General features: G+C 71.9%; 22 protein-coding genes. 7 read left to right on the top strand and 15 right to left on the bottom strand.

The annotated features are described in order from the left end of the window. Positions 1-75 precede the first annotated feature (75 nt). The gene (locus FS532_RS07130) at positions 76-1,929 is read right to left on the bottom strand and encodes a beta strand repeat-containing protein (protein ID WP_144751916.1); all 1,854 of its coding nucleotides are present in this window, start codon (positions 1,927-1,929) and stop codon (positions 76-78) included. Between the two features lie 86 nt (positions 1,930-2,015). Beyond that, positions 2,016-3,320 carry a hypothetical protein gene (locus tag FS532_RS18900; protein WP_222121952.1) on the bottom strand — a complete coding sequence of 435 codons (1,305 nt, stop codon included), beginning with the start codon at positions 3,318-3,320 and terminating at the stop codon, positions 2,016-2,018. A 111-nt stretch (positions 3,321-3,431) separates the two neighbouring features. Here FS532_RS18900 and FS532_RS07120 point away from each other — a divergent pair, with 111 nt between their 5' ends. Continuing rightward, positions 3,432-3,863: a GNAT family N-acetyltransferase gene (locus FS532_RS07120; RefSeq protein ID WP_144751913.1), complete on the top strand. Its 432-nt coding sequence runs from the start codon at positions 3,432-3,434 to the stop codon at positions 3,861-3,863. A gap of 17 nt (positions 3,864-3,880) precedes the next feature. Here FS532_RS07120 and FS532_RS07115 read toward each other — a convergent pair whose 3' ends face one another. Together FS532_RS07115 and FS532_RS07110 are read right to left on the bottom strand one after the other, a co-directional pair. Further along, positions 3,881-4,408 carry an Lrp/AsnC family transcriptional regulator gene (locus FS532_RS07115; RefSeq protein WP_079236647.1) on the bottom strand — a complete coding sequence of 176 codons (528 nt, stop codon included), beginning with the start codon at positions 4,406-4,408 and terminating at the stop codon, positions 3,881-3,883. A gap of 17 nt (positions 4,409-4,425) precedes the next feature. After that, a complete protein-coding gene (locus tag FS532_RS07110) occupies positions 4,426-5,022 on the bottom strand; it encodes a TetR/AcrR family transcriptional regulator (RefSeq protein WP_144751910.1) in 597 nt (198 codons plus the stop codon). Positions 5,023-5,131: 109 nt separating this feature from the next. Here FS532_RS07110 and FS532_RS07105 point away from each other — a divergent pair, with 109 nt between their 5' ends. Both FS532_RS07105 and FS532_RS07100 read left to right on the top strand, forming a co-directional pair. Further along, complete coding sequence (locus tag FS532_RS07105; protein ID WP_144751907.1) at positions 5,132-6,607, top strand: MFS transporter; 1,476 nt, start codon at positions 5,132-5,134, stop codon at positions 6,605-6,607. A 199-nt stretch (positions 6,608-6,806) separates the two neighbouring features. Then, positions 6,807-7,220, top strand: a complete 414-nt coding sequence (locus FS532_RS07100; protein ID WP_144751903.1) for a phage holin family protein — start codon at positions 6,807-6,809, stop codon at positions 7,218-7,220. 13 nt (positions 7,221-7,233) lie between these two features. Here the strand turns inward: FS532_RS07100 and FS532_RS07095 are convergent, their stop codons facing one another. After that, complete coding sequence (locus tag FS532_RS07095) at positions 7,234-7,740, bottom strand: hypothetical protein (RefSeq protein ID WP_144751900.1); 507 nt, start codon at positions 7,738-7,740, stop codon at positions 7,234-7,236. 37 nt (positions 7,741-7,777) lie between these two features. Further along, positions 7,778-8,167: a DUF5997 family protein gene (locus FS532_RS07090; RefSeq protein ID WP_079236652.1), complete on the bottom strand. Its 390-nt coding sequence runs from the start codon at positions 8,165-8,167 to the stop codon at positions 7,778-7,780. A 33-nt stretch (positions 8,168-8,200) separates the two neighbouring features. Between FS532_RS07090 and FS532_RS07085 the strand changes: the two genes are divergently transcribed. Then, on the top strand, positions 8,201-8,959 hold the full coding sequence (locus FS532_RS07085; RefSeq protein WP_186321945.1) for a LysR family transcriptional regulator substrate-binding protein: 759 nt from the start codon (positions 8,201-8,203) through the stop codon (positions 8,957-8,959). A 31-nt stretch (positions 8,960-8,990) separates the two neighbouring features. On the opposite strand, the gene FS532_RS07080 is transcribed toward FS532_RS07085, so the two are convergent. The 5 genes from FS532_RS07080 to FS532_RS07060 form a co-directional block, all read right to left on the bottom strand. Continuing rightward, entirely contained in the window at positions 8,991-9,794 is an 804-nt protein-coding gene (locus FS532_RS07080; RefSeq protein WP_144751894.1) for a DJ-1/PfpI family protein, read from the bottom strand. A gap of 38 nt (positions 9,795-9,832) precedes the next feature. Continuing rightward, on the bottom strand, positions 9,833-10,447 hold the full coding sequence (locus tag FS532_RS07075; RefSeq protein ID WP_144751890.1) for a DNA-3-methyladenine glycosylase I: 615 nt from the start codon (positions 10,445-10,447) through the stop codon (positions 9,833-9,835). 48 nt (positions 10,448-10,495) lie between these two features. Continuing rightward, complete coding sequence (locus FS532_RS07070; protein WP_144751887.1) at positions 10,496-10,912, bottom strand: VOC family protein; 417 nt, start codon at positions 10,910-10,912, stop codon at positions 10,496-10,498. Positions 10,913-11,198: 286 nt separating this feature from the next. Then, complete coding sequence (locus FS532_RS07065; protein ID WP_222121951.1) at positions 11,199-11,528, bottom strand: hypothetical protein; 330 nt, start codon at positions 11,526-11,528, stop codon at positions 11,199-11,201. A 19-nt stretch (positions 11,529-11,547) separates the two neighbouring features. Beyond that, positions 11,548-13,218 (bottom strand): sodium:solute symporter family protein, encoded by a 1,671-nt coding sequence (locus FS532_RS07060; protein WP_144751884.1) that lies wholly within the window; start codon positions 13,216-13,218, stop codon positions 11,548-11,550. A 139-nt stretch (positions 13,219-13,357) separates the two neighbouring features. Here FS532_RS07060 and aroQ point away from each other — a divergent pair, with 139 nt between their 5' ends. Both aroQ and FS532_RS07050 read left to right on the top strand, forming a co-directional pair. Next, complete coding sequence (gene aroQ / locus FS532_RS07055; protein ID WP_144751881.1) at positions 13,358-13,801, top strand: type II 3-dehydroquinate dehydratase; 444 nt, start codon at positions 13,358-13,360, stop codon at positions 13,799-13,801. Between the two features lie 100 nt (positions 13,802-13,901). Continuing rightward, on the top strand, positions 13,902-14,954 hold the full coding sequence (locus FS532_RS07050) for a Gfo/Idh/MocA family protein (RefSeq protein ID WP_144751878.1): 1,053 nt from the start codon (positions 13,902-13,904) through the stop codon (positions 14,952-14,954). Positions 14,955-15,064: 110 nt separating this feature from the next. Here FS532_RS07050 and FS532_RS07045 read toward each other — a convergent pair whose 3' ends face one another. After that, a complete protein-coding gene (locus FS532_RS07045) occupies positions 15,065-15,661 on the bottom strand; it encodes an NAD(P)H-dependent oxidoreductase (protein ID WP_186321944.1) in 597 nt (198 codons plus the stop codon). An 89-nt stretch (positions 15,662-15,750) separates the two neighbouring features. Between FS532_RS07045 and FS532_RS07040 the strand changes: the two genes are divergently transcribed. Continuing rightward, positions 15,751-16,227: an MSMEG_6728 family protein gene (locus FS532_RS07040; RefSeq protein ID WP_144751872.1), complete on the top strand. Its 477-nt coding sequence runs from the start codon at positions 15,751-15,753 to the stop codon at positions 16,225-16,227. Here the strand turns inward: FS532_RS07040 and FS532_RS07035 are convergent. From FS532_RS07035 to FS532_RS07025, 3 genes are all read right to left on the bottom strand, one after another. Further along, positions 16,187-16,477 (bottom strand): hypothetical protein, encoded by a 291-nt coding sequence (locus FS532_RS07035; RefSeq protein WP_144751868.1) that lies wholly within the window; start codon positions 16,475-16,477, stop codon positions 16,187-16,189. The genes FS532_RS07040 and FS532_RS07035 overlap by 41 nt on opposite strands. 225 nt (positions 16,478-16,702) lie before the next feature. After that, entirely contained in the window at positions 16,703-16,969 is a 267-nt protein-coding gene (locus FS532_RS07030) for a hypothetical protein (RefSeq protein ID WP_133518835.1), read from the bottom strand. An 89-nt stretch (positions 16,970-17,058) separates the two neighbouring features. Beyond that, the gene (locus FS532_RS07025; protein ID WP_144751866.1) at positions 17,059-18,198 is read right to left on the bottom strand and encodes a cysteine desulfurase family protein; all 1,140 of its coding nucleotides are present in this window, start codon (positions 18,196-18,198) and stop codon (positions 17,059-17,061) included. Between the last annotated feature and the right edge of the window lie 5 nt (positions 18,199-18,203).

The raw sequence follows: 18,203 nt of genomic DNA, 5'->3' as shown, positions 1-18,203 counted from the left end.
GGGTCAGCGACCTCCCAGTATCGGGCACGGGGACGAGGGGCACCGCACGGCGGTGCCCCTCGTCCCCGGGTTCCGTCAGTGCCGCTTGCGCAGCACCGTGGTCCCCGCTCCGGCCAGCAGCAGGAGCAGTGCGATGCCCGCGGGCACGACCGGCGAGGTCGCTCCCGTGTAGGCGAGGGCGGGCTGGGTGCCCGAGGCGCCGACCGTGCGGGCGACGGTCTGTGCGACCGTCGAGGCGCCGGTGGCCGTCGCGAGCACGGTCCCCGTCCTGGAGGCACCGGTCGCCGCCGACACGTCGGCCGCGGTCACCGGGGTGATCACCGTTCCGGGCGTGCTGCCGTCGCCGACGCCGGTCCCGTCACCGGGGTCCGTACCGCCGCCGGGCGTGGTGCCGTCACCGGGGTCCGTGCCGTCACCGGGGTCCGTGCCGTCACCGGGATCGGTGCCGTCGCCCGGGTCGGTGCCGCCACCGGGGTTCGTGCCGGTTCCCGGGGTGGTGGTGCTGGTGCCGTCGCCGACGATGCCGATCCCGTTGCCGCCGATGGTGATCGGGAGGCTGATCACCGGGGTCAGCTGGGTCCCGGAGAGGAGGCCGCCGTCACCGGAGGTCGACCCACCGGCGACCGGCGTCGTGCCCGTGGAACCCGTCGACGGGGCCGTCGGCGTCGTCGAGCCGCTGCTCGGGCCGTCACCGACCAGGCCGATGCCGTTCCCGCCGATCGTCACCGGCAGCGAGACCACCGGGGACACCTGCGAACCCGAGGCGATCCCGTCCGAACCGGAGGTCGATCCTCCGGCGGCCGGGGCCGTGCCCGCCGCACCCGTCGCCGGGGTCGTCGAACCGGCGCTCGTGCCGTCACCGACCAGGCCGATGCCGTTGCCCGACACCGTGATCGGGACCGAGACGACCGGCGCGACCTGGGTGCCCGACGCGGTGCCGTCCGAGCCGGAGGTCGACCCACCGGCGACCGGCGTCGTGCCTGCCGAACCCGTGGCCGGGGTCGTCGGGGTCGTCGAACCGGTGCTCGTGCCGTCACCGAGGAGCCCGATGCCGTTCCCGCCGATCGTCACCGGCAGCGAGACCACCGGGGACACCTGCGAACCCGACGCGATCCCGTCCGACCCCGAGGTCGAACCGCCCGCAGCCGGGACCGTGCCCGTCGAACCCGTCGAACCCGTCGCCGGGCTCGTCGACCCCGCCGAGGCGCCGTCACCGAGGACACCGATGCCGTTGCCCGACACCGCGATCGGGACCGAGACGACCGGAGCCACCTGGGTGCCCGACGCCGTCCCGTCGGAGCCCGACGTCGTCGGAGCCGACGACGCTGCCGGAGCAGCCGGGGTCGTGGCGGGGACAGCCGGCGTCGACGCCGAGGTGGCGTCTCCCCCGACCGCGATCGCGTTGCCGGCGGCTGTCACCGGGGCGGTGACGGCACCGGCGACCTGGGTGCCCGACGCGATGCCGTCCGAACCGGACGTGGCCGGCGCAGCAGCCGGTGCCGGAGCAGGGGCTGCGGGGGCCGGAGCAGCAGCGGGGGCCGGAGCCGCGGCAGCAGCGTCGCCACCGACGGCGACCGCGTTGCCGGAGACGTGCACGGGGGCCGTGACCTCCGGGACGACCTGGGTCCCGGACGCGACGCCGTCATCACCCGAGGTGGACGGAGCCGCGGCGGGTGCAGCGGGTGCTGCCGGGGCCGCCGGAGTTGATGCCGGCGTGCTGCTCGTGACCGAGGACACCGCGTGCCCGAGGACTCCGAGTGCGTTGCCGGTCGCGGACACCGGCGCTTCGATGGACGGTGCCACCTGGGTGCCCGAGGCGGCGCCGTCCGCGCCGGAGGTCGTCGCTGCGTTCGCCGCAGCAGCACCCCCGAGCGTCAGCCCGCCGACGAAGAGGGCGAACCAGAGCCCTCTGGAGACGTACTTGTTCATGATCGTTGCTCCCTGATCGAGATGTGAGGCCGACCGCGGTGGCGGCCGGTGGTGCGTGCCTGCCGTGTCGGACAGGCGCACCGATCTCAGTCAGGAGCGACGTCGTGCTCGCCGACGACCGACGCGGGGACGGCGTCGTCGGAGAGGGCGCCGCGTGACCCCGCGGCGAGGGAGATCTGTCCGCCGGTGGAACCGACGATGCCGACGGCGGCTGCGGCGCCCGCCGAACCCGCGGCGCTGCCGCCGAGGACCCCGGGACCGCTCCCGTCGAACGGGCCGTCACCGTGGCCGGTGCCGTGCCCCTCGGGAACGAGGAGCGCGCGGCCGCCGTACGTGACGTCCTGCGCAGCCTGCGCGGCACCGGCGATGACCGTGGCCCGCACCGCGGGCGCCGAGGCGGTCCGAGCGGAGTCGGACCGCTGCGCCGCTGCGGGCGTCACCTCCGCAGCCGTGGCTGCGACGCGCACACCAGTGGCCGACGTCGTCGGCCCGGACGGCGTGGTGGAGCTGCCGCCAACCGGGCCGGAGGGGGCTCCGGGGAGGGGATCCGTGCCTCCAGGCAGGGTTCCGCCGATCGCCGGGGGCAGGCCGTCCACCACGCCGGGGAGGGAACCGACCGTCGTCCCGACGCCGCCGAGGGTGTCGTCGACGAGCCCGGTGACCGGGCGGGTGACCGTTCCGAGCGTGTCGCCACCGAGGACGGTGCCGACGATCGGCAGGCTGCCGACGACCTGGTCGAGCGTGTGGACGACGGTGGTCACGGGGCGCGCGTCGGTGAGCGACTGCACGGTGCCGGTGACGGGCCGCAGCACGGTCACGACCGCGTCGGTGAGCGGCCTGGAGGCGCTGCTCGCCTCCGTCGGTTCGGCCGTCGTCGCGGGGGTGGTCGGTGTCGTTGTGGTCGGCGCTGGCGCGCTCGGAGTGGTGGGTGCCGGAGCGGCCGCGGGAGCTGTGCTCGACGGCGCCGGAGCCGGTGCCGCCGGCACCGCCGGCGCTGCTTGCACAGGCGCTGCCGGGGCGGGCGCTGCGGCGACCGGCGCGGGTGCGGCAGGTGCCGGAGCAGGTGCCGCCGGAGCTGGAACTGGAGCGGGTGCTGCCGGGGCGGGTGCTGCCGGAGTGACCGCCGTCCGGACCGGTGCGACGACGTCCTGCACGACGTGTCCGACCCCGCCGGTGACGCCGTGGACGGTGTCGCCGAGGCCCTGGACCAGGCCACCGACCAACCCACGCTGCTGCGGCTGCTGGGTCTGGGGTGCGGTCGCGGGCGTCGCGGCCGAGGCCGGGCGGGCTCCGAGGACGAGTGTGAGCAGCACGAGGGCAGCGGCGATCCCGACACCGAGGACGGCGTACCGGACGATCGCGCGCCAGGGTGCGCGCAACGGCTGGTCCATGCGCTCACCTCCTGATCTCGGCTGCGCACGTAGAGTGGTTGATCGGCACAGTACGCCGCTCCGCTCCGGAACGCATCCTGTTTCGGAAGAAATCGTCAGGAAAGGCCGGTCTTGGTCTCGCTCTTCAACGCTCCGACCCGCAACCTCGACATCGTGACGCTGCACGAGATCCTGCGCCTCCGGCAGGACGTCTTCGTCGTCGAGCAGGGGGCCGCGTACCCCGACATCGACGGTCGCGACCTCGAGCCGGGCACGCTGCAGTTCTGGGCGGGGCAGGGGTCCGTCGACGCCACGCTCCGACTCCTCCGCGAGCCGGACGGCACCGAGCGCATCGGACGCGTCGCCACCGCTGCCGCCTCCCGCGGGCAGGGGCTCGCGGCGCAGCTCATGGAAGCGGCGATCGCCGAGGCCCGCTCCCCGCGGATCGCGATCGACGCGCAGGCGCACCTCGAGCAGTGGTACGCCCGCTTCGGGTTCGTGCGCTCCGGCGAGGACTTCTCCGAGGACGGCATCCCGCACCTGCCGATGGCGCGGACGCGCTGACCGTCAGGCGCTGATCGTCAGGCGCGCCAGCGGCGGAGCTCGTCGAACGACCGGCCCTGGTGCGCCCGGTCGGCGACGAGTCGCTCGAACACGATGTTCGTCTGCGTCGTGGCCACCGACGGGTCTCCACTGAGCTCGTCGGCCACGAAGTCGCGGAGCTGTTCGGTGGACGTGCAGGCGATGTGCACCAGGAAGTCCTTGTCGCCGGCGAGGAACGACACGTCCTGCACGACGGGCACCCGGAGCAGGCGCTTCGCGAAGTCACGGAGCTCGTGCCGAGCCGCTGCGTGCACACGGACCGAGACCATCGCCTCGATCGCGAACCCGAGCCGGGCGACGTCCACCTCGGCGCGGTAGCCGCGGATGATCCCGGCGTCCTCGAGGGCGCGGACCCGTGTCAGGCAGGTCGACGGTGCGATGCCCACCGCCGCCGCCAGCCGGTTGTTCGGGATCCGGGCGTCGGCGGCCAGGGTCCAGAGGATCCGCTCGTCGACCTCGTCGAGGCGCGGAGCGGGGTCGGGGCGACGAACGGGACGATCGGACACGTCTCGACGCTACCGGGTCACTCCGCGGATCGCGCTGCCGTCGTCCCGCTGAGCAGGGCCCGCAGAGCGTCCTCGAGCGGACCGGCCACTGACGCGGCGTCCGCGGAGGCGAGCGGTTCGACCTGCGTCGACGTCCGCAGCATCGACATGCCGAGCACCACCGCGAGCGCGATCTCGGCGCGGACGAGGAGGTCGTCGGTGACCTCGCGGCCGACGACACCGGCCAGGCGTTCGGCGTACCGGCGCAGCGTCTCGCGGCGGATGGCGTCGGCGGCGTCGTCGCCCGAGGAGCGGAGCAGCAGCATGAGCTGCATCGAGTCCTCGTCCGTCGGGGACTGGACGATGTGCCCGATCAGATCACCGAGGGCACGGTCGAGGTCGGGGCCCTGTCGTTCCTCGACGTCGCCCTCGGAGCGGAGGTCGCGCACGACGCGGTCGAGGCAGGCGCGGAAGAGCCCCTCCTTCGAGACGAAGTAGCGGTTGATGAGCGCCACGTTCACCCCGGCGTCGGCGGCGATGTCCCGGACGGTGGTCGCCCGGTAGCCGTCGAACGCGAAGCGACGTCTGGCCGCCTGCACGAGCAGCAGTCGGGTGGCCGCGGCGTCCTTGCTCATGGTCGAAGCGTACCGGCTCCGACCGCGATGTAAGCAAATGTTGACATCGGCGTGGAACCGCGTACCCTCGTCAAGTCAGCAACTGTTTACATCGACCGTACGGAGCACGATGACCGAGACCATGGCGGCCCCGCGGACCGGGTCCCACCCCACCACCGACGGACGTCGGCCGAACAGCACGGCGATCATCGTCTACCTGTCCCTCGGCGGCCTGTCCTTCGCGGTGCTGCAGTCGCTCGTCGCCCCGGCGCTCTCCACGATCGGCCAGGACCTCGGCGCCTCGACCAGCGCCACCAGCTGGGTCCTCACCGCCTACCTGCTCTCGGCCTCCGTGCTGACGCCGATCCTCGGCCGGCTCGGGGACATGGTCGGCAAGCGCAAGGTCCTCATCGTCGTCCTGTCGATCCTGCTCGTGGGCGCCGTGCTCGCCGCCCTCGCACCGAACCTCGGCACGCTGATCGTCGGCCGCGCGCTCCAGGGAGCCGCCGGCGCCGTGATGCCGCTGTCGATCGGCATCGTGCGCGACGAGCTCCCGAAGGAGAAGGTCAGCGTCACGATCGGCCTGCTCTCCGCGATCTTCGGCATCGGCGCCGGCGTCGGCATCGTCGCCGCCGGCCCGATCGTCGAGCACCTGTCGTGGCACTGGCTGTTCTGGCTGCCCGCCGTGCTCGTCGTCATCGCCCTGCTCGGCGCGGTCTTCGGCATGCCGGAGTCCCCCGTGCGGAAGCCCGGCCGGCTCGACATGGTCGGCACGTTCGTCCTCGCGGTCTCCCTCGTGGCGATCCTGCTCGCGATCAGCGAGGGCGAGACCTGGGGCTGGGGCGACGGCAAGACCGTCGGCCTGCTGATCCTCGGTGCCGTCGCGCTCATCGCGTTCGTCCTCGTGGAGCTCCGTGTCGCCGAACCCCTCATCGACGTCCGACTGTTCGCGGTGCGCGGTGTCTGGACGGCTCACGTCGTCGCGCTCGTCTTCGGCTTCGCGATGTTCGGCACGTTCGTCCTCGTCCCGACCCTGCTGCAGCTGCCGACCGCCGTCGGCTACGGCTTCGGCAAGGACGTCACCGAAGCCGGCCTCTTCCTGCTGCCGACCGTGGTCATGATGATCGTCGCCGGACCGATCGCCGGCATCCTGGTCCGCAAGGTCGGGCCGAAGCCGCCGATGCTGCTCGGTGGGATCGCCATCGTCGCCGCGTTCCTCATCCCCGCGATCTCGCACGCCGCCATCGCCGAGGTCGTCGTGTCCGGCGTCCTGACCGGCATCGGCATCGGTCTCGCCCTCGCAGCGTGCTCGAACGCGATCATCGAGAGCGTCCCGGCGAACCAGACCGGCGAGGCCATCAGCGCGAACACCGTCGTCCGGACCATCGGCTCCAGCGTCGGCACCGCCGTGATCGCGGCGCTCATCACCTCGCACAGCACCCCGCAGGGCCTGCCGACCGACGACGCCTTCACGATCGGGTTCTGGGCCTGCACCGGCGTCGCGGTGCTCGCCGTCGTCGGCGCGCTCATCGCACCGTCGATGCGCGCACGCCGCGCCGCGGCGGCCGCCCGTGGCATCGACGACCTGGACGAGGTCGCCTCCTGACGCCCTGGTGGTGACCATCCCTGCCAGGCCCGGCCCGCGTCGACGACGCGAGCCGGGCCTCCAGGCAGTTGCGCCCACTCCACCCGCACGCGCGCCAACCTGCGAGGTGCCCGAGCATGCACGCAGACGACGTGACGATCCTCGGAGTCGCAGCGTCCCACCGACGGACGCGGAGCACCGCGCCCGGACAGGAGAACCCATGAGCACCACCGACCACGACGAGACCTCGACCGGCAAGCCGTCCTTCCGCGACACCGTCACGGCGGGACTCGTGCAGAAGGCCCTCGAACCGGTGCTGCGCGCCGTGCGCGACGAGGTCGCCTCAGCGCGTCGGGAGATCTCCGAGCGGGCGAACGGCGCGAAGACCGGCCTGGTGCTCGCCGGGATCGCGGTGGGCTTCGCCCTGACGACGCTCGTCCTGCTCGCCGGGCTCGTGGTCGCACTGATCGCCCTCGCGCTGCCGGTCTGGGCCGCGGTGGGCATCACGTTCGTGGTGTTCGCGATCGTCACGGCGATCCTCGGTGTCGTCGGCCTCCGTGGCATCCGCCGTGGTGTCCCACCGGTGCCGAAGGACACGATCCACGAGGCGAAGGAGCGCGTGACGAACCGCTGACGCGTGCCGCGGGCTACATCGCGAGCGTCATGCCGACCACGGCGACCGTCATCGCGAAGACCTCGCCGCTCCGGACCGCACGTCGGTCCTCACGTGCCCACTCGTACCGGAGCAGCCACCCGCTGAACGCCGAGTAGCCGATCACGCCGGCTCCGAGCACCGCGGTCAACGCGATCCCGTGACCGGCGTGTCCGTCGGCGATGCCGGTCGCGTGGCCCATCAGGAGCATGCCCGCCATCACGACGGCGGAGAGCGCGCGGTGCACGTCCATCGGTTCGGCCCGGCGACCGTCCGCACGACGACGGCGCATCACCGGCAGCGGCGCGAGCAGGAGCAGCAGCGTCGCCGCGATGAGCGTCCACACGGCCCCTGCGTGCACGACGGGCATCAGCATCGCGACGAGCATCACGGCGGCCGGGACGATCACGCCGGGCCGCGGACGGTAGCGGTCACCGACGATGCAGCACACCGACGCGAACTGCGGCACGACGAGCATGGCGTCGGCGACGGTCTCGTGCACGGCGTGTCCTCGGGTGCGGCGGCTGGTGCGGGGTCGGTCAGTCCTCGGCGCGGGAAGCGGCCTTCGCGGCGCGCTCCTGCTTCACACGGGCGTTCTCCGCGTGCACCGCGGCCTGGGTCGCACGCTCACGGACGAGCCACTCGGGCTTCTGCTCGAGCAGCGTCTTGATCTCGGACGTGGTCAGCGGCTCATCGATGCCAGCACGGGTCAGCCCCGAGATCGACACGCCGAGCTTCTGCGCCACGACGGGTCGCGGGTGCGGGCCGTCGCGACGGAGGTCCTCGAGCCAGGTCGGGGGTTCCGTGCGGAGTTCGTCGAACGCGGTCCGGCTGATCGGCGCGCTCTGGAAGGTCTCCGGGGCGGCCGCCAGCAGGATGCCGAGCTTCTTCGCGGCCGTCTCGGGCTTCATGGTCTGTTCCTGCGCCATACCCCCAAGGGTACGGCCCCTATGCTCGGTTGCATGACCGCGGCCCTCACCATCGCCTTCGTACCAGGGGTGTCCCCGGCGAAGTGGGCCCGCGTCTGGCGCGACCGCTTCCCCGAGATCGACCTCCGCCTCCGCCCGATCGGCGCCGACGAGGTGGTCGACGCACTCGCCGACGAGGCCGACATGGCCTTCGCCCGCGCCCCGTTCCCGGACGGGCACAACGCCATCCCGCTCTGGACCGAGACGGCGGTCGTCGCGGTCCCGAAGGACTCCCCGCTCGCCGACCTCGCCCAGATCGACCTCGCCGAGGCCGACGTGCACGTCGTCGACGCCGGGCCCGTCCCGGCCGACGTCGATGCCGCCCTCGACCTCGTCGAGGCCAACGTCGGTGCCGTGGTGCTCCCCCAGTCGCTCTTCCGCGCGGCGAGTCGCAAGGACCTCGTCGCGCGCCCGCTCGTCGACGCGCCGGGCACCCGGATCGCGCTCGTCTGGCGCGACGAGGACGCCTCCGACACGACGGAGGAGTTCATCGGCGTGGTGCGCGGGCGGACCGCCAACAGTTCGCGGGGTGCTCAGGACCAGCCTGGAGGCACGGATCAGGCCGCGGACGCCGGCTCGCGTCCGTCGGGTGGCGGCAAGGCCACAGCCTCCAACAAGAAGACCGTCGCGAAGCGGGGTGCCACGAAGGGCACCGGCGCGAAGAGCGGCGGGGGCAAGAACTCCACAGGGCGCGGCCGGGTGCAGCGTGGCATGAAGGGCAAGCCGAAGCGCGGGTCGAAGGGCAACCGCTAGGTCCCGCGCCCGCGCCCGCGCTTGCGCAGCGTCAGTGCATCACGGCTGCTGCTGCTCGTGCGACCCGTTCGCCTCGGGCATCCTCGGCGGCCGCTCGGGCAGCGGTGACCACCCGGGTGTCGGCACGCACGGCGGACCCGGCGTCGAACGGCGGCTGCGGGTCGTACTCGATCTGCAACTGGATCGCCTCGGCCGCGGGCTGCCCGGCGAGCTCGGCCGCGAGCCACAGCGCCATGTCGATGCCCGCGCTGACCCCCGCCGCGGTCACGATCGCACCGTCGTCGACCACGCGGTCCTCGACGGGCTGCGCACCGAACGCCGCGAGCATGGGCTTCGACGCCCAGTGCGTCGTCGCACGCTTCCCCGCCAGGAGGCCCGCACCGCCGAGCACGAACGCCCCCGTGCAGACCGACGTCACCCAGGTGGCCCGTTCAGCCTCGCGCCGGACGAAGCCGATCACCTCGGGGTCGAGCATGGCGTCGAACGCGCCGTCGCCACCGGGCACCACGAGGACGTCGGCGGGACCGGCCTCGGCGATCGTCGTGGTCGGCACGAGCGCCAGACCGCAGTCGCTCGGCACCGGGTCGAGCGTCGCCGCGACGTACTCGACCCGCGCGCCGGGCACCCGGGACAGCACCTGCGCGGGGCCGGTCAGGTCGAGCTGCGTGAGGTCCGGGAACAGCAGGAACGAGATCCGGACCTCGTCGGGATCGTGCGCGGGCGTGACTGCGTCGTCGCTCGGCTCGGGCACCGGGACCTCGGTGTCGACCGGCACCTCGACCACCTCGGCGTCGACCGGGTGGACGGGGCGGACGCGCGGGTTCTCGGAGCTCATGTCGCGACCCTAGCGCTGCGGCGTGACCCGCGTTCCGGTCAGGACCAGACGCCGGAGGTCCCTCGGCGGTGGCTGCCGACGAGGTGCGTGTCGACGATGCCGAGTGCCTCCATCAAGGCGTACATCGTGGTCGGCCCGACGAAGGCGAACCCGCGCTTCCGGAGCGCCTTCGACAGTGCCACGGACTCGTCGGACTTCGTCGGGACCTCGGCGTACGAGTGCGGCTCGGGCGTCGTCGCCGGCCGGAACGACCAGACGAAGTCGCTCAGCCCGCCGTCGTCACGCAGGGCGATCGTCGCGTTCGCGTTCGTGATCGTCGCGAGGACCTTCGCCCGGTTCCGGACGATGCCCGCGTCGGCCATCAGGCGTGCGACGTCGTCCTCGCCGAACTGCGCCACGGTGTCGGCGTCGAAGTCCGCGAAGGCAGCACGGAACGCCGGGCGCTTCGCGAGGATCGTCCGCCACGACAGACCGGACTGGAACGCCTCGAGCGAGAGCCGTTCGAACACGCCACGCTCATCACGCACGGGCATGCCCCACTCGGTGTCGTAGTAGCTCCGGAGCAGCTCGTCCGTCGACGCCCACACCGGCCGGGCGAGTCCGTCGTCCCCGACCACGAGGTCCGACGGTGGCAGTGCGGGTTCAGCGCTCATGGCACCATCCTGGCGCGGGCCGCCGACAGCCGACGCCACGGCCCTCGGTCACTCGGCGGGCGGTCCGTCCTGCGCGGCCTGCGGGTCCATCCACACGTACTCCCAGCGGTGCCCGTCCGGGTCGACGAAGCTCCGCTGGTACATGAACCCGAGGTCCATCTCCGGGCGGTCCTCGGCGCCCCCGGACATCACCGCGGCGTCGACGATGCGGTGGACCTCGTCCTTCGACGGCGCACTGAGCGAGTTGATGACCTCGATCGTCCCCGCATCGGCGATGGTCTTGTCGGTGAACTCGGCGAACTTGGCGTGCGTGAGGACCATGACGTAGATCGTGTCGCTCACCACGACGCACGCGGCGGTGTCGTCACTGAACGCCGGGTTGATCGAGTAGCCGAGTGCCTCGTAGAACGCCTTCGAGCGCTCGAGGTCGGCGACGGGCAGGTTGATGAAGACCATCGTGTCCATGGGGAGGATCCTTTCGTCGTGGTCAACCTGGCGCGACGGAGGGCCGAGCGCAACCGTTTCATCGGCGAAGCAAGTGGAACGCAATGTACTGGACGGATGCGACATATCAATGCAGGTAGCGGTGGGTCCCGGCTGCCAACCGCGCCGCGCCGGACGTTCGCCGCCTCGACAACCGGCACCGCGCCTCCAGGCCGACCGCCGTGGAACGACGAAACCGCCGTCGCATGACAGCGGTTTCGTCGTTCCGGGTCGGGAGGAGCCACTCCACTCCACCCGACCCAAGGCGTCAGGCGAGCTCGCGCCCCTCGCCGGCAGCCTTCTGGTGCGCTTCGGCCTCGGCCTGGCCGATGATGTCCTCCGCCGGGACGGGGTTCAGCCGGTCCCAGAGGAAGAAGAGCAGCCCGCCGACGAGCATCGACAACCCGACCCACAGGTTGATGTGGATGCCGCCGGTCTTCTCCGGGTCGGTGTCCCAGTGGACGATGCCGACGATGGTCGTGATCACGCCGTACAGGACGAACAGACCACCGAGGATGCGACGCAGGTCGAGTCGGCGGGTGGAACGGACGAGGGCGGCCTTCTGCTCCTCGGTCATGGCGGTGTTGGTGTCGCTCATGGGAGATCTCCTTCGGTGATCAGAGGAACGGGAGGTAGAGGACGACGCACAGCACGAGTGCGACGGTGCCGAGCAGCGCGGGCGAGCGGTACCAGGCCGTGTCGGTCGCCACGGAGTCGCCGTGCAGGTCGATCTTGCCGATGCCGTAGACCAGGCCGCCGAGTTCCTTCTCGGCCTTCGGCTTGGTGAACATCGACACGACGAACCCGACGACGAGCACGGTGACGAACGAGATGATCGCGCCGTACAGCGTCTCGGCGGTCGCGGTGGCGAACAGCTTCGGGTTCACCAGGTAGGCGATCCAGGTGATCGTCGGCGTGACGATGCCGAGGATGTAGCCCCAGAGTGCTCCGGCGGTGGTCATCCGCTTCCAGAGCAGACCGAGGATGAACACGGCGAACAGCGGCGCGTTGAAGAACGAGAACAGCGTCTGCATGTACGTCATGATGTTCGACGCCTGTGCGGCGATGAACGCGGTCGCGATGCCGACGAGCACGCCGACGACGGTCACCCAGCGACCGGTCTTCAGGTAGTGCACGTCGGGCATGTTCGGCTTGATGTAGCGCTGCCAGATGTCGTACGTGAAGACCGTGTTGAAGGACGACACGTTCGCCGCCATGCCGGCCATGAACGAGGCGAGCAGACCGGTGACCGCGACGCCGAGCACGCCGGTCGGCAGGTACATCTGGATGAGCTTCGGGATCGCGTCGTTGTAGTCCAGCGCACCGGAGGCGAACTGGTTGCCGACGACAGCCGCGGCGATCAGGCCGGGGATGACGACGATCGCGGGGATGAAGAGCTTCGGGATCGCGGCGATGAGCGGAGTGCGGCGGGCGGCGGACATGTTCTTCGCCGAGAACGCGCGCTGGACCTCGGTGAAGTTCGTCGTCCAGTAGCCGAAGCCGAGGACGAAGCCCAGGCCGAGCACGATGGCGAGCCAGTTCGCGCCGATCGGGTTGGTGACGTCGCCGAAGCCGGTGCCGGCCCACGCCTGCAGGTGCTGCACGCCCTGGGTCTTCACGATGGCGGACGACAGGCCGTCCCAGCCGCCGACGCGGTGCAGACCGACGATCGTCAGCGGGATGAGCCCGGCGATGATCACGAAGAACTGCATGACCTCGTTGTAGATCGCGCTGCTCAGGCCGCCCAGGGTGATGTAGACGAGCACGAAGCCGGCGGAGACGACGATCGCGAGCCACTCGGGCCAGCCGAGCATGGCCTCGATGACGATCGCCATCGCGTACAGGTTGATGCCCGCGATGAGGACGTTCGACACCGCGAAGGCGATCGAGTTCACCAGGTGCGGGGCCTTGCCGAAGCGGCGGAGCATGAACTCCGGCACCGAACGGACCTTTGACCCGTAGTAGAAGGGCATCATCACGAGCCCGAGGAACACCATCGCCGGCACCGCGCCGACGAGGTAGTAGTGCAGGGTCGCCATGCCGATCTGGGCACCGTTGGCGGCCATGCCGAGGATCTCGGTCGCGCCGAGGTTCGCGGACACGAACGCCAGGCCCGTGATCCACGCGGGCATCGAGCGGCCCGACAGGAAGAAGTCCATGCTCGTCCGGACCTGCTTCCGGGCGGTGAAACCGATCCCGATGACGACCGCGAAGTACACGATGATCATCAGGTAGTCGACCCAGCCCAGATCGAGCCGGATCCCGTTGTTCGCTGCAGCGAGAACCATTCAAACTCCACGTCAGTGTGTTGCGATCGACAACTCCGCCGACCCGGACGGGAACGTTACACCGATTTGTGACCGTTCACATAGCCGAGGTATGCATCACGCCCGCAAGGGCCACGAGCGGCGTCGGTAGGCTCGCTCCATGACCGAGCAGTCGCGCATCCTCGTCCTCAACGGCCCGAACCTCGACATCCTCGGGCGGCGCGACCCGACGCAGTACGGCACGGTGACGCTCGCCGAGATCGAGGCGATCGTCCACACCGAGGCGGCGGTCCACGGCTTCGACGCCGACTTCCGGCAGACGAACCGCGAGGGCGAGCTCGTCGAGTGGTTGCACGAGGCGCTCGACGACTTCGTCGGGGTGGTCATCAACCCCGCCGCGTACGCGCACACCTCGGTCGCGCTGCACGACGCGGTCGAGGCGCTGTCCGTCCCGGTCGTCGAGGTGCACCTGTCGAACACGTGGAGGCGCGAACCGTTCCGGCACGTCGACCACGTCGCGACGGCGGCGACCGCCGTCATCGCCGGCGCCGGCCCGGACGGCTACCGTCTGGCGGTCGCGCACGTCGCGTCCCTGCAGGGCTGACCCCACTGCGGACGGGAGGCTCGGGGCGCGCCCGCCACGCGCCTCCCATCCGATGGCTGGAACGTTCCGTTCGTGAGCATCTCGCGCTAGGTTCGAATGTATGGACAAAGTGCGCATCGGTCTCGTCGGCTACGGCATCGGCGGGCGGGCCTTCCACCGGCCGTTCCTCCTCGACGCCGAGGGCGTTGAACTGGTGGGCGTCGTCGCCCGCTCGGCCGACAAGCGGGAGCAGCTCGCGGCCGACCTGCCCGGGGTCCCGGTGCACGACTCGCTCGGCGACCTGCTGGCAGCCGGGGTCGACGCCGTCGTGATCACCACTCCCCCGTCGACGCGGCGTGACCTCGCGCTCGAGGCGATCGCTGCCGGGGTCGCAGTGGTGGCGGACAAGCCCTTCGCGCCCGACCCGGCGACCGCACGCGAGATCCGTGACGCCGCAGCGGCAGCCGGCGTGGTCATCGCGCCCTTCCACAACCGACGCTGGGACACCGACCTCGCGACACTCCGTGGCGTGCTCGACGACGAGCGCGTCGGGGCGCCGCTGCGGTTCTGGTCCCGGTTCGACCTGGTCGAGCGGCACGGCATCGCGACCGGGGTCGGCGGCGGCGTGCTCTCCGACATCGGGTCGCACCTGGTCGACCAGGCGGTGTCGCTGTTCGGCCCGATCGCGCGGGTGTCCTGCACGCTCGACGTCAGGGACGCCCGCGCACTCGGACGCGACCAGGACGGCGACATCGACGCCGGGTTCACCCTGTCGGCGACGCACGTCTCCGGTGTGGAGTCCGTGCTGACGTCGAACAAGGCCGGCTGGCTGGGCGCTCGACGCCTCCGCGTGGACGGGGTCGACGGCACGTACGAGGCCTCGAGCACCGACGTGCAGGCACAGGCCGCGGTCGCGGGGCACTCGCCGTCAGACGACCGTTCCGGATGGGGCATCGAGCCGGTCGGCGGGACGCTCACGACGTCGTCAGGGACCGTCGACGTCCCTTCTGCGCAGAGCTCGTACACGGACTACTACGAGCGGTTCGCCCGTGCGGTCCGCGGGCTCGGGCCGGTGCCGGTCCCGGCGGACGACGCCGTGCACGTGGTGGACGTGCTCGACGCGGCGCGCCGCTCGGCCGCAACGGGCGAGACGGTCGCGGTCCCCGCACCCTGACGACCGACGAGGTCGCGTGACCTGCCGCTCGCGGTCGACGCGGGCGGCAGTTCGCGCGACCTCGGCGGCGGGCCCGCGGCGTGTCGTGCGACCTCGCGCTCGCCCCGGTCTCAGAAGTCGGCGGGGCGGCGGACGTCGCCGACGCCGGCCGTGGCGAAGCCGCCGCGGATGATCGGCAGGGCACGGTGCACGGCCTGGTCGATGCGCAGCTCGAGGTCGACGTTCGCGATGTCGTAGCCGCCCTCGCGCTTCGTGAAGTCCCGCTCGTTCCCGAAGACGCCGATGGGCAACGTGGTCGACTGGAAGAACCCGAACAACGGCCGCATCTGGTGCTCGACGAGCAGCGCGTGCCGGTCACTCCCACCCGTCGCGGTCAGGAGCACCGGGGTGTCGACGAGGTCGTACTGCCCGATCCAGTCGAAGAAGAGCTTGAACGCACCGGAGTACGCGGCACGGAACGCCGGGCTGCCCACGACGAGCACGTCAGCGGCCTCGACGGTCTCGAGGGCACGGCGGGTGCGATCGGACATCGCCTCGCGGGACGGCGCGGCACCGAGGTCGGCGAGCAGCGGGCCGATCTCCACCGTCTCGGTCCGGGCGTCCTCGATCTCCTGCCCGAGGCGCGCCACGGTCGCAGCCACCAGGGTGGACGTCCGCGAGGGGTCCGATGGGCTGCCGCTCACGCCGACGACGAGTTCTCCGCTCATGCGGTCGATCGTCACACGCATGCTGCCCGGGCGGCTCGGTTGTGACGACATGTGTCGGGTTCCAGCGCGCGGCGCGTACCGTCCGCGCCATGCAGACGTTCCTGCCGTTCCCGGACTTCCGCGCCTCGGCCGAGGTGCTCGACGACCGGCGGCTCGGCAAGCAGCGGGTCGAGACGCTGCAGGTGATGCGCGCGCTGACGCTGCCGGACTACGGCTGGCAGCACCACCCGGTCGTCGCGATGTGGCGTGGGTACCGTCCGGCGCTGATGGCCTACCAGGACGCGACGTGCCGGACGTGGACCGAGCGCGGGTACGCAGACACCTGTCTCGACAAGACACTCGCCGACCTCGGGCTCGTGCCGGAAGATCGCGAGGCGTACGAGCGCGGCGACTTCCCGACACCGCCGTGGAACGACGACCCGGCGGTGCACCGGTCACATCGCTCGAAGCTCGTGCAGAAGGCCCCGGAGCACTACCGGCCGCTCTTCCCCGACGTGCCAGACGACCTGGACTACGTGTGGCCGGTCAGCCCACGGGCGTCCACCGGGGCCCGTCGCGCCGGGTGACGGCGGCTGACCGGACCTCGGCGGTCGCAGCGAGTCCGTCCGCGGCGTGCGATCCGACGGCCGAGGCGATCTCGTCCGACGGTGCCTCGAACCGCACGACGGCGCACGGCACGCCCCGGAGCAGCTGGACGTCCTTCGCCTCGACGACGGTGAGTTCGGCGACCAGGCGAGCGGCCTCGGGCAGGACGGCGTCGGGGGTCGCGCCGGGAGCGAGTGCCCCGACGGCCAGGGTCACACGGTACGAGGGCATGCGCCCACGCTAGCGGGAGCACGGGCAGGATCCGGGACCCGCCGTGGGCGGAGGGGGCGGCGTCGCACAGGGGAAGCGACGCCCACGCCCACGACGGGTCGCGGGATCCAGCGGGGCACGACGATTCAGGGGGTGCCGTGCCCCGCGCCGGACGCAGATCAGGGGCAGCGTCCGGTCATCGCACCGTCGGGTCCGCAGGGGAAACGGACCCGTCGGCGCTGGTCCTCAAGGGTGTTCGGTGTCCTCTCGGTACCGGTCCGTCTCGGTCGGTGCGGGCATCGACCGTCGGGCCGCCGCGGGTCGGACCATGGGGAGGAGGGCACTCCCGATGGTCGCCAGCGCACCGACGACGGCGATCAGCCCGAGCGGGGCGGTGCCGAGGTCGTGCTGTGCGGCCAGGACGAGCGCGACGACCGTCGCTGGTGCGGGGAGGAGTTGGACCGCCCGGAAGTGGTCCTCCTGCCGGACCCGAGTCGTCATCGCGTTTGCCATGTGAACACTCTGACGCAGATCGGCTGTCCGCAGAAGGGGGGACACGACCCCACTCATGGAGTAGAACGTCTAGTACACCATGAGAGGGCTCAAGCGAGCGTCCGCACGGCCGCGACCGACTCGGCGACCGCCCCGACCACGACGGGCACCTCCGCCTCGGTCAGGCTCGCGTCGAAGGTCAGTCGGAGCGCCGTGCGCGCGACCTCGTCCGGCAGCCCGAGCGCCGTGAGCACGTGGGACGCCTCGGTGCTGCCGGCGGCGCAGGCACTCCCCGACGACGACACGACGTCACGCTGTTCCAGCTCGAGCAGCACCGTCTCGCCGTTCACGCCGGGGAAGCAGAACGACGCGTGTCCCGGCAGCCGCGCGGTCCGCGAACCGGTGACGAACGCGCCGGGGACGGCCGCGAGGACCCCGTCGAGCACGGCTTCGCGGGTCACGGTGGCCTGCGCCGCGGAGTCCGATCGCGTGGCGGCCAGCAGGGTCAGCGCCGTCGCGACCGCCACGGCACCGGCGACGTCCTCGGTGCCGGACCGCCTCCCCCGCTCCTGTCCACCGCCGTGCAGGAGCGGCTCGAGCGCCACGCCCGACCGGATCGCCAGCACGCCGGTGCCCTTCGGCGCGCCGACCTTGTGTCCCGACAGCGAGAGGGCGTCGACGCCGAGCTCGTCGAGGCCGACCGGCAGCCACGGCGCGGACTGGACCGCGTCGGTGTGGAACCGGGCGCCGACCTCGTGAGCGACCGCGGCGAGCGCCCGGACGTCCTGCACGGTCCCGATCTCGTTGTCGGCGTGCGCGATCGACACGAGCGTCGTGTCCGGGCGGAGTGCAGCTCGCAACGCCGAGGGGTCCACGACCCCGAGCGCGTCGACGGGCAGCACGGTGACCTCGAACCCGTGGAAGCGTTCGAGGTACCGGCAGCTCTCGAGCACCGCCTCGTGCTCGATCGCACTCGTCACGACGTGCCGACCCCGGGGCGACGCGAGCGCCATGCCCTTCACCGCGGTGTTCGCTCCCTCGGTGCCCCCGGTGGTGAAGACGACCTCGGCCGGTCGGCACCCCAGGACCCGGGCGACCGCTGCCCGGGCGTCGGCGAGCCCACGGGCAGCCGCGTCACCGACGCCGTGCGTCGACGACGGGTTGCCGAACGTGCCCGTCAGGTACGGCCACATGGCTTCGAGCACCTCACGGCGTATTGGGGTCGTCGCCGCCCGGTCGAGGTAGAACACGGGCC

The organism is Curtobacterium pusillum, assembly GCF_007673235.1.
Classification (GTDB): domain Bacteria; phylum Actinomycetota; class Actinomycetes; order Actinomycetales; family Microbacteriaceae; genus Curtobacterium; species Curtobacterium pusillum_C.
The sequence above is the reverse complement of the archived record's forward strand: the minus strand, read 5'-3'. Positions and strand labels throughout refer to the sequence as shown.

Bases quoted from the DNA above. Each gene is read 5' to 3' on its own strand.
- FS532_RS07130 (WP_144751916.1), bottom strand. From the start codon at position 1,929: ATGAACAAGTACGTCTCCAGAGGGCTCTGGTTCGCCCTCTTCGTCGGC.
- FS532_RS18900 (WP_222121952.1), bottom strand. From the start codon at position 3,320: ATGGACCAGCCGTTGCGCGCACCCTGGCGCGCGATCGTCCGGTACGCC.
- FS532_RS07110 (WP_144751910.1), bottom strand. From the start codon at position 5,022: ATGAGCAAGGACGCCGCGGCCACCCGACTGCTGCTCGTGCAGGCGGCC.
- FS532_RS07105 (WP_144751907.1), top strand. From the start codon at position 5,132: ATGACCGAGACCATGGCGGCCCCGCGGACCGGGTCCCACCCCACCACC.
- FS532_RS07100 (WP_144751903.1), top strand. From the start codon at position 6,807: ATGAGCACCACCGACCACGACGAGACCTCGACCGGCAAGCCGTCCTTC.
- FS532_RS07090 (WP_079236652.1), bottom strand. From the start codon at position 8,167: ATGGCGCAGGAACAGACCATGAAGCCCGAGACGGCCGCGAAGAAGCTC.
- FS532_RS07085 (WP_186321945.1), top strand. From the start codon at position 8,201: ATGACCGCGGCCCTCACCATCGCCTTCGTACCAGGGGTGTCCCCGGCG.
- FS532_RS07080 (WP_144751894.1), bottom strand. From the start codon at position 9,794: ATGAGCTCCGAGAACCCGCGCGTCCGCCCCGTCCACCCGGTCGACGCC.
- FS532_RS07075 (WP_144751890.1), bottom strand. From the start codon at position 10,447: ATGAGCGCTGAACCCGCACTGCCACCGTCGGACCTCGTGGTCGGGGAC.
- FS532_RS07070 (WP_144751887.1), bottom strand. From the start codon at position 10,912: ATGGACACGATGGTCTTCATCAACCTGCCCGTCGCCGACCTCGAGCGC.
- FS532_RS07065 (WP_222121951.1), bottom strand. From the start codon at position 11,528: ATGAGCGACACCAACACCGCCATGACCGAGGAGCAGAAGGCCGCCCTC.
- FS532_RS07060 (WP_144751884.1), bottom strand. From the start codon at position 13,218: ATGGTTCTCGCTGCAGCGAACAACGGGATCCGGCTCGATCTGGGCTGG.
- aroQ (WP_144751881.1), top strand. From the start codon at position 13,358: ATGACCGAGCAGTCGCGCATCCTCGTCCTCAACGGCCCGAACCTCGAC.
- FS532_RS07050 (WP_144751878.1), top strand. From the start codon at position 13,902: ATGGACAAAGTGCGCATCGGTCTCGTCGGCTACGGCATCGGCGGGCGG.
- FS532_RS07045 (WP_186321944.1), bottom strand. From the start codon at position 15,661: ATGAGCGGAGAACTCGTCGTCGGCGTGAGCGGCAGCCCATCGGACCCC.
- FS532_RS07040 (WP_144751872.1), top strand. From the start codon at position 15,751: ATGCAGACGTTCCTGCCGTTCCCGGACTTCCGCGCCTCGGCCGAGGTG.
- FS532_RS07035 (WP_144751868.1), bottom strand. From the start codon at position 16,477: ATGCCCTCGTACCGTGTGACCCTGGCCGTCGGGGCACTCGCTCCCGGC.
- FS532_RS07030 (WP_133518835.1), bottom strand. From the start codon at position 16,969: ATGGCAAACGCGATGACGACTCGGGTCCGGCAGGAGGACCACTTCCGG.